At 65.5% G+C, this 13598-nt stretch carries 15 protein-coding genes; 11 read left to right on the forward strand and 4 right to left on the reverse strand.

Translation table 11 applies throughout. The annotated features are described in order from the left end of the window. Positions 1 to 140 precede the first annotated feature (140 nt). From E4K64_RS04660 to E4K64_RS04710, 11 genes are all read left to right on the forward strand, one after another. Entirely contained in the window at positions 141 to 911 is a 771-nt protein-coding gene (locus tag E4K64_RS04660; protein ID WP_135162381.1) for an esterase/lipase family protein, read from the forward strand. A gap of 98 nt (positions 912 to 1009) precedes the next feature. Next, a complete protein-coding gene (gene paaX, locus E4K64_RS04665; protein WP_135162382.1) occupies positions 1010 to 1876 on the forward strand; it encodes a phenylacetic acid degradation operon negative regulatory protein PaaX in 867 nt (288 codons plus the stop codon). A gap of 76 nt (positions 1877 to 1952) precedes the next feature. Further along, entirely contained in the window at positions 1953 to 2945 is a 993-nt protein-coding gene (gene paaA / locus E4K64_RS04670; protein ID WP_167771804.1) for a 1,2-phenylacetyl-CoA epoxidase subunit PaaA, read from the forward strand. Between the two features lie 10 nt (positions 2946 to 2955). Next, positions 2956 to 3243 carry a 1,2-phenylacetyl-CoA epoxidase subunit PaaB gene (paaB, locus tag E4K64_RS04675; protein ID WP_015687593.1) on the forward strand — a complete coding sequence of 96 codons (288 nt, stop codon included), beginning with the start codon at positions 2956 to 2958 and terminating at the stop codon, positions 3241 to 3243. 137 nt (positions 3244 to 3380) lie between these two features. After that, positions 3381 to 4157: a 1,2-phenylacetyl-CoA epoxidase subunit PaaC gene (gene paaC, locus E4K64_RS04680; protein ID WP_135162384.1), complete on the forward strand. Its 777-nt coding sequence runs from the start codon at positions 3381 to 3383 to the stop codon at positions 4155 to 4157. Next, on the forward strand, positions 4151 to 4654 hold the full coding sequence (gene paaD / locus E4K64_RS04685) for a 1,2-phenylacetyl-CoA epoxidase subunit PaaD (RefSeq protein WP_135162385.1): 504 nt from the start codon (positions 4151 to 4153) through the stop codon (positions 4652 to 4654). Before paaC ends, paaD begins: the two co-directional genes overlap by 7 nt. A 2-nt stretch (positions 4655 to 4656) precedes the next feature. Beyond that, complete coding sequence (gene paaE, locus E4K64_RS04690; RefSeq protein WP_135162386.1) at positions 4657 to 5739, forward strand: 1,2-phenylacetyl-CoA epoxidase subunit PaaE; 1083 nt, start codon at positions 4657 to 4659, stop codon at positions 5737 to 5739. Between the two features lie 101 nt (positions 5740 to 5840). Continuing rightward, positions 5841 to 6290, forward strand: coding sequence for a hydroxyphenylacetyl-CoA thioesterase PaaI (paaI, locus tag E4K64_RS04695; protein WP_167771805.1), 450 nt, complete (start codon positions 5841 to 5843; stop codon positions 6288 to 6290). 48 nt (positions 6291 to 6338) lie between these two features. Beyond that, entirely contained in the window at positions 6339 to 7670 is a 1332-nt protein-coding gene (gene paaK / locus E4K64_RS04700) for a phenylacetate--CoA ligase PaaK (protein WP_126256448.1), read from the forward strand. 178 nt (positions 7671 to 7848) lie between these two features. Then, positions 7849 to 8853 (forward strand): quinone oxidoreductase family protein, encoded by a 1005-nt coding sequence (locus tag E4K64_RS04705; RefSeq protein ID WP_135162388.1) that lies wholly within the window; start codon positions 7849 to 7851, stop codon positions 8851 to 8853. Between the two features lie 2 nt (positions 8854 to 8855). Further along, the gene (locus E4K64_RS04710; RefSeq protein WP_135162389.1) at positions 8856 to 9932 is read left to right on the forward strand and encodes a YeeE/YedE family protein; all 1077 of its coding nucleotides are present in this window, start codon (positions 8856 to 8858) and stop codon (positions 9930 to 9932) included. Between the two features lies 1 nt (position 9933). Here the strand turns inward: E4K64_RS04710 and E4K64_RS04715 are convergent, their stop codons facing one another. The 4 genes from E4K64_RS04715 to E4K64_RS04730 all read right to left on the reverse strand — a co-directional run bounded on the left by E4K64_RS04715 (position 9934) and on the right by E4K64_RS04730 (position 13449). Beyond that, the gene (locus E4K64_RS04715) at positions 9934 to 11157 is read right to left on the reverse strand and encodes a bifunctional alpha/beta hydrolase/OsmC family protein (protein WP_135162390.1); all 1224 of its coding nucleotides are present in this window, start codon (positions 11155 to 11157) and stop codon (positions 9934 to 9936) included. A 25-nt stretch (positions 11158 to 11182) separates the two neighbouring features. Continuing rightward, positions 11183 to 11845 carry a sulfite oxidase-like oxidoreductase gene (locus E4K64_RS04720; RefSeq protein WP_126256444.1) on the reverse strand — a complete coding sequence of 221 codons (663 nt, stop codon included), beginning with the start codon at positions 11843 to 11845 and terminating at the stop codon, positions 11183 to 11185. 116 nt (positions 11846 to 11961) lie between these two features. Next, entirely contained in the window at positions 11962 to 13182 is a 1221-nt protein-coding gene (locus tag E4K64_RS04725) for a cytochrome P450 (protein ID WP_135162391.1), read from the reverse strand. Positions 13183 to 13239: 57 nt separating this feature from the next. After that, positions 13240 to 13449, reverse strand: a complete 210-nt coding sequence (locus E4K64_RS04730; protein ID WP_028135239.1) for a ferredoxin — start codon at positions 13447 to 13449, stop codon at positions 13240 to 13242. Positions 13450 to 13598 lie beyond the last annotated feature (149 nt).

Here is a 13598-nt window from a genome sequence, read left to right on the forward strand (position 1 = left end):
GCTTCAATGCCGGGAACCGACGGCGCAGCTGATTCATGTTGCAATGCGGAACGATCAAGAAGCCGGAGAGTTAGAATTCAGACCTATTTGCCGGCCTCGTTCTGGCGTCCTTTATCCAGTTCTTCCCAGGGGAAATATTGATGACCGCTACTGCCCAGACGCTGCGTCCGCCGTCCCGCACCTTGATGTTTCTGGAGGGACGCGCGATCCACGAGTTCGGCGCATTCCTCGGCGCACTTCCGCTGCTGAGCCTCGCGCCGCGCGGCGATGGGCACCCCGTGCTGGTGTTGCCGGGCCTCGTGGCTTCGGACGCGTCCACGCGTGCGCTGCGTTCATTTCTGACCAGCAAGGGCTACGCGGTGAGCGGTTGGCGCCAGGGCCGCAATTACGGCCTGCGCGACGGCGTGCAGCACGCGATGGTCGATCTGGTCGAGGAGCTCAGCGAAACGCACGGCCGCAAGATCAGTCTGGTCGGCTGGAGCCTCGGCGGCCTCTATGCCCGTCAGCTCGCCAAGATGATGCCCGACCGCGTGCGCCAGGTGATTACGCTCGGCAGCCCCTTCGCCGGCAATCCCCGCTCCACCAACGCCTGGCGCGTCTATGAATGGGCCAGCGGAAGGAAGGCCGATGAGGTCGATCCGCGGTTTGGCGGCGAGCTCGCCGTCCCGCCGCCGGTGCCGACCACCGCCATCTTCAGCCGCACCGACGGCGTCTGCGCCTGGCAGGGCTGCATGGAGAAAACGGGAGCGCAGACCGAGAGCATCGAGGTCGAGAGCAGCCATTGCGGCATGGGCCATCATCCGGCCGTGGTCTATGCAGTGGCCGATCGCCTCGCGCAAAAGGAAGGCCAGTGGCGTCCGTTCGATCGCAGCGGCTGGCGCAGCCTGGCGTATCCCGATCCGCACCGGTGATTCCTTCTTCGCCTCGCCCGTAAGAACGGGGAGAGGGAGACTAAGAGCGTCGCTCGCGTCCATTGTCGCGCCGGCGCCAAACGCGCTATGCCTTTGGCATGGCGCATCCGCTCTCCCGCATCATCGACCAGCTCAAGCGTGAACCGTCGCGCACCGGCTCCATCGTCATCACCGTGTTCGGCGATGCCATCGTGCCGCGCGGCGGCGTGGTGTGGCTCGGCACGCTGCTGGAATTCTTCGAGGGTCTGGACATCGACAGCGGCGTCGTCCGCACCGCGATGTCGCGCCTTGCGGCCGACGGCTGGCTCACCCGGGAGAAGGTCGGCCGCAACAGTTTCTATCGGCTTGCCGACAAGGGACGCCAGACATTCGAAGCCGCCACGCGCCACATCTACGACCCGCCGCCGTCGGACTGGACCGGGCGCTTCGAGCTGCTGCTGATCGGCAACGGCGAGGATCGTGACGTCTCGCGCGAAGCGCTACGCAACGCCGGCTTCGGCAGTCCGTTGCCGGGGGTGTGGGTTGCGCCGTCGGGTGTGCCGGTGCCGGAGGAAGCCGCGGGCGCCATCCGGCTCGAAGTCTCGGCGGAGGACGACAGCGGGCGTCGTCTGCTCAGCGCGAGCTGGCCGCTGCAGCGCACTGCGGACGCCTATCTGAAATTCATGAAGACGTTCGAGCCGCTGCGCGCCGCGATCGCGCGCGGCACGGAGCTGTCCGAGGCCGAGGCCTTCACCGCGCGCATCCTGCTGATCCACTATTATCGCCGTGTCGTGCTGCGCGATCCGCTGCTGCCCGAAAGCCTGTTGCCGGCGGATTGGCCGGGCAGGGCGGCCCGCGAGCTTTGCGGCGAAATCTATCGCGCGCTGCTCGCTCCGTCCGAGCAATGGCTCGATGGTCATGGAACCAATGAAAAGGGGCCATTGCCGCCGGCGCGAAAACTTCTGGAACGGAGGTTCGAGGCCTGATCTTTATGTTACAGAAATATCTTGCATGAGCTAGTTCTTGTTATATATTGCCTCTCAATGAAATGGGAGGATGCGCATGTATACCCAGGCGCTGAACACGGCCGAGACCGACGACCGCGGTCTTGAGGACGCGGCCAAGGCTGCGCAATTCCAGGCCCGCATCGACGCCGAGGAGCGCATCGAGTCGAACGACTGGATGCCGGCGGCCTATCGCAAGACACTCACCCGCCAGATCTCCCAGCACGCCCATTCCGAAGTCGTCGGCATGCTGCCGGAAGGCAACTGGATCACGCGCGCGCCGACCCTGCGCCGCAAGGCCGCGCTGCTCGCCAAGGTGCAGGACGAGTGCGGTCACGGCCTCTATCTCTACGCCGCTGCCGAGACGCTTGGCGCCTCGCGCGAAGAGCTGGTCGACGCGATGCTCGCCGGCAAAGCCAAGTACTCCTCGATCTTCAATTATCCGACGCTGACCTGGGCCGATATCGGCACCATCGGCTGGCTTGTCGACGGCGCCGCTATCATGAACCAGATCCCGCTGTGCCGCTGCTCCTACGGCCCCTATGCGCGCGCGATGATCAGGGTCTGCAAGGAGGAGTCCTTCCACCAGCGCCAGGGCTACGAGATCATGCTGACGCTGTGCCGGGGCTCGGACGAGCAGAAGGCGATGGCGCAGGACGCGCTGAATAGATGGTGGTGGCCGGTGCTGATGATGTTCGGCCCGCCCGATGCGGCGAGCCAGCACAGCGACACCTCGACGAAGTGGAAGATCAAACGCTTCTCCAATGACGAGCTGCGCCAGAAATTCGTCGATGCCACCGTGCCGCAGGCGCAATATCTCGGCCTCACCATTCCCGATCCGGGCATGACGCAGGATGCCGACGGGCACTGGCGCTACAGCGAGATCGACTGGGCCGAATTCAAGCAGGTGCTCGCCGGCAACGGCCCATGCAATCGCGACCGCATCGCGGCGCGACGCAAGGCCCATGCGGAGGGCGCCTGGGTGCGAGAGGCGGCCGCAGCCTATGCGGCCAAGCGCGCGCAACGCCAGACCGCGCAAGCCGCGGAATAGGGAGACCAATATGGCCACGCCGAATACGCCGCTGTGGGAAGTCTTCATTCGAAGCCGCAACGGGCTCGCGCACAAGCATGTCGGCTCGTTGCATGCGAGCGACGCCACCATGGCCCTGCAAGCCGCCCGCGACATCTACACCCGCCGCGGCGAAGGCCTGTCGATCTGGGTCGTGCCGTCGAGCGCGATCACCGCGAGCGATCCCGCCGAGAAGGGCATGATGTTCGAGCCGGCGGAATCGAAGATCTATCGCCACCCCACATTCTACGAGGTGCCCGAGGAAGTGGGGCATATGTAGCGCTCTCTCCCCTCATGGTGAGGAGCGCGAAGCGCGTCTCGAACCATGAAGGGCCGTGAACTGCGGCCATCCTTCGAGACGGCGTTGCGCGCCTCCTCAGGATGAGGTCGGAACAAGTGGCAAGATGGATAGGACAGATGCCCGTCGCCAACATCCAGGTTTCAGAAACGCCGCTGGTGCTCTACACGCTGCGCCGCGCCGACGATGCGCTGATCCTCGGCCACCGGCTGTCGGAATGGTGCGGACATGCGCCGATGCTGGAAGAGGACATGGCGCTCTCCAACATCGCGCTCGACCTGATCGGTCAGGCGCGCGAGCTCTACAGCTACGCCGCCAAGGTCGAAGGCAAGGACAACGACGAGGACAAGCTCGCTTACTTGCGTGACGTCAGGCAGTACCGCAATCTGCTGCTGGTCGAGCAGCCCAACGGCGATTTCGCCCAGACCTTGGTGCGGCAGTTCTTCTATTCCGCGTTCGCCGACCTCTATTGGCGCGCGATGATGACCTCGCGCGATGCGACGTTGGCTGCGATTGCCGCCAAATCGGAGAAGGAGAGCGCCTACCATCTGCGCCACGCCTCGGAATGGCTCATCCGGCTCGGCGACGGCACCGATGAGAGCCACGCCCGCGCGCAAGCCGCAATCGATCACCTCTGGGCTTTCACGGGCGAGATGTTTGATGTGGACGAAGGCGAGCGCGCCCTGATCAATGCCGGTATCGCCATCGATCCCGGGCTATTGCGCGGTCGCTGGCTGCAGACGATCTCCGATGTCGTCAGCGAAGCCACGCTCGTCCTGCCGCAGAACAACTGGATGCAGCAGGGCGGCCGTACGGGTCGGCACAGCGAACATCTCGGCCATCTCCTCTCCGAACTGCAATCGATGCAGCGCACCTTCCCGGGGCTGACATGGTGAGCGTGCTGGAGCGCGATAGCGAGCTGCGCACGCGCGCCTGGGCCGCGGCGGCGAGCGTGGTCGACCCGGAGATTCCGGTCTTGACCATCGCCGATCTCGGCGTGCTCCGTGAGGTCGTTCTCGACGGCGACCAGGTCGAAGTCAAAATCACCCCGACTTACTCGGGTTGTCCGGCGATGAACATTATCGCGCTGGAGATCGAGCTGGCGCTGGAGCGCGCCGGTTTCCGTCATCCGAAGGTGCGAACCGTGCTGTCGCCGGCGTGGACCACCGACTGGATGAGCGAGGACGGGCGCCAGAAGCTGCGAGCCTACGGCATCGCGCCGCCACAAGCGTCGAGCTCGCGCCGCGCGCTGTTCGGCGCGCAGGCTGTGGCCTGCCCGCAATGCGGCTCTGAGAACACCGAGCTGCTCTCCGAATTCGGCTCGACCTCCTGCAAGGCGCTGTGGCGCTGCAAGTCCTGCCGCGAACCTTTTGACTATTTCAAGTGTCATTGATCATGTCAGCAGCCGCACCACGCTTCCATCGCCTGGCCGTCAGCGACCTCCGCCGCGAGGCGTCCGACGCCGTTTCGATGACCTTCGCCATTCCCGGCGAGCTCGCTCGCGATTACGCCTTCACGCCCGGCCAGTACCTCACGCTCCGCACCACGCTGGACGGAGAGGAGGTGCGCCGCTCCTATTCGATCTGTTCCGGCCCTGACGACGGCGAGATCCGCATCGCCGTGAAGAAGGTCGACGGCGGCGCGTTTTCGAGCTGGGCAGCCGAGGATCTCAAATGCGGCGACGAGCTCGACGTGATGACGCCGACCGGCCGCTTCGGCGTGGTCCCCCCGGCAGACCAGGCGCGCATTCATGTCGGCTTCGCCGCAGGCTCCGGCATCACCCCGATCCTGTCGATCGTGAAGGGCGTGCTCGCGCGCGAGCCGGACAGCCGCTTCTTCCTGTTCTACGGCAACCGCACCACCGACAACATCATGTTCCTCGAAGCGCTCGAGGAGCTCAAGGACCGCTTCATCGATCGGCTCTCGCTGTTCCATGTCATCTCCGGCGAGGAGCAGGACATCCCGATCCTGCATGGCCGCCTCGACGGCGACAAGGTGAGGGTGTTGCTGCGCTCGCTGGTGCCGGCCGCAAGCGTCGATCATGTCTATATCTGCGGGCCCCTTGGCATGAGCGAGGACATCGAGGCCACCTGCCGCGCGCTCGGCATCGTGCAGGACCGCATCCACGTCGAGCGCTTCGTTTCCGAATTCGGCGGCAAGCCGCGGCCGAAGAAGGAGGTTGCTCCCGACGCGCCGCCGAAGGCGATCGCCTCGCTGATCATCGACGGCAAGCGCCGCGAGGTGCCGGTGGCCGAGGACGAGGCGATCCTCGATGCCGCGTTGCGCGCCGGCGTCGATCTGCCCTTTGCCTGCAAGGGCGGCATGTGCTCGACCTGCCGCGCCAAGCTGGTCGAGGGCGAGGCACCGATGGACATCAACTATTCGCTGGAGCCGTGGGAGCTCAAGGCGGGCTTTGTCCTGACCTGCCAGGCCAAGCCGTCGTCGGAGCGCGTCGTGGTCGATTATGACCATGTCTGAGCGGGCGCATCAGACGCCGGCGATGCAAATGCGTCGCATTATTTGACAGTTTTGGCCAACCAGCAGAACATCATGTGCAAGCATTTGACCGGGAGAGGCGCGTGAACCTCAAAGCCGCTTTGTCGCCTGACGATGTTGCCCGCGCCTGCGCCGACGCGATGTGGGCGGAGGACGACGCCTCCAAGGGCCTCGGCATGGAGATCGTCGAGATCGGTCCGGGCTTTGCGACGCTCGCGATGACGGTGCGGCCGGACATGGTCAACGGCCAGCGCATCGCCCATGGCGGCTTCATCTTCACGCTCGCCGATTCCGCCTTCGCCTTTGCCTGCAATTCGCACAATGACCGCGTCGTTGCCGCGCAGGGACAGATCACCTTCATCAAGCCGGGCCGGCTCGGGGATCGCCTCGTCGCGAAGGCGCGCGAGATCACGCGCAGCGGGCGCTCCGGCATCTATGACGTGCGCGTCACTGTCGGCGACTCCGTTATTGCGGAATTCCGCGGACATTCACGCGTCATTCCCGGAACCTGGCTGCCGACCCAGGAACCGTAAGCCCAATAAGACAATAAAAAAGAAAACCGATGATGTGGGGAAACGAAGATGAACCTGACGAGGCTCAAGCAAGGCGGCAACGCCTATAGCCCCGAGATGGACGCGCATGAGCGTGCCTCGCGCGACGAGATCATGGCGCTGCAGACGCAGCGGCTGGCCTGGTCGCTGAAGCATGCCTACGACAACGTCGCGCATTATCGCAAGGCCTTCGACAAGGCCGGCGTGCACCCGTCCGATTTCCGGGAGCTATCCGATCTCGCTAAATTTCCGTTCACGGTAAAGACCGATCTGCGCGACAATTATCCGTTCAACATGTTTGCCGTGCCGCGCGAGAAGCTGGTGCGTGTGCATGCTTCCTCCGGCACGACGGGCAAGCCGATCGTGGTTGGTTATACGCAAGCCGATATCGACACCTGGTCCGAGGTGATGGCGCGTTCGATCCGCGCCGCCGGCGGCCGCACCGGCATGATCATCCACAACGCCTATGGCTATGGCCTCTTCACCGGTGGGTTAGGGGTGCACTACGGCGCCGAGAAGCTCGGCTGCACCGTGGTGCCGATCTCCGGCGGCATGACCGAGCGGCAGGTGCAGCTCATCAACGATTTCCGGCCCGACATTATTACGGTGACGCCGAGCTACATGCTGGCGATCCTCGACGAGTTCAAGCGCCAGAAGCTCGATCCGCGCCAATGCTCGCTCAAGGTTGGCATCTTCGGCGCCGAGCCCTGGACCAACGCCATGCGCGGCGAGATCGAGGACGCCTTCGACATGGACGCGACCGACATCTATGGCCTGTCCGAGGTGATAGGCCCCGGCGTCGCGCAGGAATGCATCGAGACCAAGGACGGCCTGCACATCTGGGAGGATCATTTCTACCCCGAGGTGATCGACCCCGAGACCGGCGCGGTGCTGCCCGACGGCGAGAAGGGCGAGCTGGTCTTCACCTCGCTCACCAAGGAAGCGTTCCCGGTGATCCGCTATCGCACCCGCGACCTGACGCGGCTTCTTCCTGGCACGGCACGCCCCGGCATGCGCCGCATGGAGAAGGTGACCGGGCGCTCCGACGACATGATCATCCTGCGCGGCGTCAATTTGTTCCCGACCCAGATCGAGGAGGTGCTGCTCGCGACCGATTGGTGCGGCGGCCACTTCATTCTGGAGCTGACCCGCGAAGGCCGCATGGACGAGCTGACCATCATCGCGGAGGCGCGGCCGGAGAGCTGGGACGGCCGGGGCCTCGTCGACCACGCCGACCGCATCTCGACCCACATCAAGAACACGATCGGGATCAGCTCGAAGGTGAAGGTGGTCGCGCCGGCCACGCTGGAACGCTCGCTCGGCAAGGCCAAGCGGCTCTACGACAAGCGGCCCAAAGACTAGGTCTCGCCCCTCGGTGAGCAGGCGCGTATGCGCCGTCTCGAGCCATGCAGGCCCGGCTCGCGCTGCGGGCCTTCATCCTTCGAGACGCCTGCTTCGCAGGCTCTTCAGGATGAGGGGAGGCGGTTGACTCGCCCGGTCCCAAAGGCGACAAGGCCCGCGAGAAATCGCGGGTCTTTTCATGTCGTCACTGGATGCCAAATCCGTCGAAGCGCGCTGCGTGCGCCTCAATGCCAAGGCTGAAAACGCCGCCGCGCTTGCGCCGATGGTCGAGCGTCACACGCTGACGCGCGGTCCGAACGATCTCCTGATCGAGGTGAAGGCTGCCGCCGTCAATCCCTCCGACGTGAAGGCCGCGACCGGGCTGATGCCCTATGCGGTATTCCCGCGCACGCCGGGCCGCGATTATGCCGGCATCGTCATCGAGGGGCCGGCCGGCACGGTCGGCCGCGAGGTGTTCGGCTCCTCCGGCGACCTCGGCATCCGCCGCGACGGCACCCATGCCAGCCATCTCGTCGTCGAGGCCGATGCCGTGGTGGAGAAGCCAAAGATGGTGTCGTGGGAGGAGGCTGCCGGCATCGGCGTTCCCTTCGTCACCGCGATGGAAGGCTTTCGCCGTGCGGGCTTGCCGAAGAAGGGCGATACCGTGCTGGTGTTCGGCGTCAACGGCAAGGTCGGCCAGGCCGCGGTGCAGATCGCGACGTGGCAGGGTGCAAGCGTCATCGGCGTGGTTCGCAAGGCGGAGGCCTATGAAGGCCACGCCAATGCGCCGATCGAGGTGATCGATGCCTCCGCGACCGACGTTGCCGCGCGCGTGCGCGAATTCACCGGCGGCAAGGGCGCCGACATCGTCTTCAACACGGTGGGCGATCCCTATTTCGAGGCAGCGCACAAGTCGCTCGCCTTGCGCGGTCGCCAGATCCTGATCGCCGCGATCGAGCGCATCGTGCAGTTCAACATCCTCGAATTCTATCGCGGCCAGCACACCTATGTCGGCATCGACACGCTCGGCCTGTCCTCGGCGGCAACCGGCGCGGTGCTGCGCGACCTCGGCCCGGGCTTTGCGAGCGGCCACCTCAAACCGTTTCCGATCAAGGCGAATGCCGTCTATCCGCTCGAGCGCGCCAAGGAAGCCTATGTCGCGGTCGCCGGCGCTTCGCGCGACCGGGTGATCCTGAAGCCGTAATCATGGAATCGTCCGCCCTCGTCATCCTCGCCGGCCTCGGCATCGGTCTCGTCTACGGCGCCGTGGGTCTGCTCAGCGGCTTCTGCCTGATGAGCAGCATGCGCGGCTGGCTCGCCGAGGGAGACGGACGGCTGGTGCGGACCTATGCACTGGCGATCGCGGTGGCAATCGCCGCGAGCCAATTCCTCGCCGGCAGCGGCATGGTCGATCTCGGCAAGACGATCTACCTGCAACCATCGTTCTCGGCGCCGGTGCTGTTCCTCGGCGGCCTGCTGTTCGGTTACGGCATGGTGCTGTCGAACGGCTGCGGCTCGCGCGCGCTGGTGCTGCTCGGCCGCGGCAATCTCCGCTCGTTCGTCGTCGTGATCGTGCTCGCCATCGCCGCCCAGATGACCCTCAAGGGCCTGATCGCGCCGGCGCGCATCGCGCTGGTTCAGGCCTCGCAAACGACCGTCAACCCGAACTCGCTGCCGTCCTTGCTGGCGACGCTCGGTTTGACGGAAGCGCTTTCGCGCGCGCTTGCCGCCGTGCTGATCGTGCTCGCATTGATCCTGTTCGCTTTCGCGCACCCTGGGTTCCGCCGCTCGCCCGGCCAGATCGCAGCGGGGATCATCGTCGGCGTCCTCGTCGCCGGCGGCTGGTACGTCACCGGCCATCTCGGCGCCGACGACTTCAATCCGATCCCGGTGACCTCCCTGACATTCATCGCACCGATCGCCGATAGCCTGCAATACGCCATGCTCTCGACCGGCCTGACGCTGAACTTCGGCATCGCCACGGTCGCCGGCGTCTTCGCCGGCAGCCTGGCGACGGCGCTCGCAACTCGCCGCTTCAAGCTCGAAGGCTATTCCTCGCCGCGCCACATGCTGCGCTCGGGCAGCGGCGCCGCACTGATGGGGATCGGCGGCGTGATGGCGTTCGGCTGCTCGATCGGGCAGGGGCTCACCGGCGTGTCCACGCTCGCGCTGGGTTCGTTCGTCGCGCTCGCCGGCATCCTGCTCGGCACGACGGCGGGCTTGCGCGGAGCGCTGCGGGTTCAGCCGGCCCAGAGCGCCGAAGCGGGCGCGCCGGCCGCTTGAGCTAATCCACCGCCTTCGTCACGATGCGGATCTCCGACGTCAGTGTCCGGTGCACCGGGCACTTGTCCGCGATCTCCATCAGCTTCTTGCGTTGCTCGGCATCGAGCGCGCCGTCGATTGTGATGTCGCGTTCGATCTGGTCGAGCATGCCCTCGCGGGTCTCGCATTCTTCACAGTCTTTTGCGTAGATCTTGGAATGCTTCAGCGTGACGGTCACGCGGTCGAGTGGCAGCGACTTGCGGTCGGCATAGAGGCGCATGGTCATGGACGTGCAGGCCCCGAGGCCGGCAAGCAGGAAGTCGTAGGGCCCGGGGCCGGCGTCCTCGCCGCCGGCCGCGACCGGCTCGTCCGCCACAAGCCGATGCGGGCCGACGGTGATGATCTGGTTGAACTTGCTCTTGCGGGTCTCCTGCACCACGACCTGCCGCGGCGCCTCGGGCAGATCCACCGCCTTCGCGGGCTTTGCGGTGTCGATGTAGCGGCCCGCCCAGGCCGCGATCACGTCGGCCGCGTAGAGCGCGTCGGCGGGCTTGCTCAGCAGATGATCGGCGTGATCGAGCGAGACGAAGCTCTTGGGGTGCTTCGCCGCAACGAAGATCTTCGTCGCGTTGTCGATACCGACGGTGTCGTCGACAGGCGAGTGCATCACCAGCAGCGCCTTGTGCAGGCCGGTGATATCGCTCATCAGCTCGTGCTCGGCGATGTCCTCGAGGAATTCGCGCCTGATCCGGAACGGACGTCCCGCAAGCGAGACCTCGACCTCGCCCTGCGCGCGGATATCGTCGACAAGCGCCTTGAAGAGGCCGGTTACGTGCGCCGGGTCGGATGGGGCCGCGATGGCCGCGACGGCCCTGGCTTCCGGGATCTGTCCGGCGGCCGCAAGGATCGCGGCGCCGCCGAGGCTGTGGCCGATCAGGACCGACGGCGCCTTGCGGACGCTGCGCAGATGGTCGGCGGCGCGGACGAGATCGGCGACGTTGGAGGAGAACGTCGAATTGGCGAAATCGCCTTCGCTGGAGCCGAGCCCGGTGAAGTCGAAGCGCAGCACCGCGATGCCCTTGGCGGCGAGCGCGACCGAGATGCGCTTGGCCGCCAGCGTATCCTTGCCGCAGGTGAAGCAGTGTGCGAACAGCGCGTAGGCCGCGGGCTCGCCGTCCGGCAATTCCAGCGCGGCCGCAAGCTGATGGCCGCCTTCGCCCGTGAATTGAAAGCGCTCCGTCGGCATGGCTTCCCTCGTTCCAATCTGAACTCTAATCGTCCGAATAGCGCTGCTCGGCCCAGGGATCGCCGCGGTTATGATAGCCCCGGACCTCCCAGAAGCCCGGCGCGTCCTCGGTCAGGAATTCGATGGCCTGGAGCCATTTCGCGCTTTTCCAGAAATACAGATGCGGCACGACCAGCCGCACCGGGCCGCCATGCTCCTCCGTCAGCGGCTGGCCGGACCAGCTATGGGCGAGCAGGGCATCCTCGGCGGCAAAGTCCTCCAGCGCGAGGTTGGTGGTGTAGCCGTCATAGGAATGCAGCGTCACGAAGCGTGCATCCTCGCGCGGCTGGCAGGCCGCGAGCAACTCTCGCGTGGCGAGCCCTTCCCACTCGTTGTCGTAGCGCGACCAGGTGGTGACGCAATGGATGTCGGAGGTGAACCGGGCCTGCTTCTGGGCCGCGAACTCCGCAAAGGTCCAGAACACCGGAGTCTCGATCGCACCATAGACGTCGAGCCGCCAGCGCTCGCGCGAAATTGGCGGCGTGACGCCGAGATCGAGCACCGGCCAATCCTTGGTGAGATGCTGGCCCGGCGGCAGGCGCTGGTCTTCCGGCCGCGCGATCTTGCCGGTCAGGAAGCGGCCCTCGCGCGCCCACTTCTCCTTGGTGCGGGTCAGCTTGCTGTCGGGCGGCTCGTTGTCGTCAGCCATGGCCAACTCGTGCCGATGCCTTGATCCGCCGCTTGGCATCGGCAGGGTCAAAATGCTCGGAGACCGGTTGGGTTGCTTGCTCTGTCACGTCCGGCCTCTCCGCTGTCTGGAAAGGCTTACATCGCCTTTCCCAGCAGAAATGGCAACTGGCGGGGGCCTCGCACCGTGCCTTGCGACCAGGTCACCGTGCCTGCCGGATCGAGCCGGAAGTCCGGAATGCGCTTCAGCCATTCCTCCAGCGCAACCTGCATCTCCATACGCGCCAGGTTGGAACCGACGCAGCGGTGGATGCCGAGGCCGAAGGCGGCATGGCGGTTTTCGCGGCGGTCGATCACGACTTTGTCGGCATCCGGAAACACCGTGGGATCACGATTGGCGGCCGGGAAGGACAACAGCACCATGTTGCCCGCCTTGACCGGACAGCCCGAGATGGTCGTGTCCTTGACCACCTCGCGGGCCATCGTCACCGGCGAATAGGCGCGTAGCAGCTCCTCCACCGCGATCGGCATCAGGCCCGGCTCGGCGATCAGCCGCTCGCGGTCGGCCGGCGTCTTCGCCAGATGCCAGAGCGAGGAGCCGATCGCGCTCCAGGTGGTGTCGATGCCGGCGATCAGCAGCAGGCGCAGCGAGCCAAGGACGTGGGAGTCTTCGAGCGGGTTGCCCTCCTTGTCCCTGGCGTTCATCAGGTAGGAGATGAGATCGTCGGTCGGGTTGGTCTTGCGCTGCTCGATGTGCGCGCCGAAATAGGCGCTCATCTCCTGCACGGCCTGGAGCAGCTTGCTCTCGTCCTTGATGCCGAGCTCGAGCACCATGTGGATCCAGTTGATGAAGAGGTCGCTGTCGCTCTCGGGGATGCCCAGCATGTGCGCAATCGCCCGAACCGGAACGTACTTGCTGTAGCGCGCGGCGGCATCGACCTTGCCGTCGGCGATGAACCCGTCGATCAGCTCATTGCAGATCGCGCGCATCCGCGGTTCGAGCTTCTTCATCGCGTCCGGCGTGAACGGCGGCAGCAGCAGCTGCTTGGCCGGCTTGTGCACGGGCGGGTCGGAGGTGATCGGCGGAGCTGCATTCCTGGCGACTTCGGGCCGGACGTCGCGCACGATGATGCGGCGCGAGGAGAAATGCTCGGTGTCGTTGGCGATCTCGCGCACGGCTTCATAGGTCGTCGGCATGTAGCAGCCGAGAAAGCGCTTCGTGTGCACGACCGGGCTTGCGGTGCGCATCTCCTCCCAGATCGGGAACGGGTCTTCCGTCCACTGCGGATCGGTGTGGTCGAAATCGTTGACCCAGTCGGTGACGGGAGGATGGGCGACAGGTTGGCTGACGTCGGACATGACGGGGAATCCTCGGGCTGGCGGTCGAATCGCGCTCGGGCACACAGGGAGCCTGCGCTACTCCTCGATCACATCGATTGCGATTTCCGGGCAATTGGCTTTGGCAAGCCAGGCCTTGTCTTCGAGCCCGGGTGGGACCGTGCCGTCGCCGGCTTCGTGCGCGTTGCCAAATTCGTCGAGCTCGAAGAGCTCCGGCGCGAGTGCTTTGCAGCGTGCGTGGCCCTGGCATTTGTCGGGATCGACGTGAACCCTCAGTCGCTCTGTCATGGCGGCATCCTTGGTCGTATGCGCGCGTGGCCCGCAGGGCGGCGCGTTCCTCATGTCATTTTTTGTCCGCGGCATTTACCGCGGGCTTTAAGTTATATGCTATTACATTCGCGGCAGGCTTTCCCTGTCAAGGGCAAACTTGTAGGCTT

Origin of the sequence: Bradyrhizobium frederickii (assembly GCF_004570865.1) — a bacterium.
GTDB lineage: Bacteria > Pseudomonadota > Alphaproteobacteria > Rhizobiales > Xanthobacteraceae > Bradyrhizobium > Bradyrhizobium frederickii.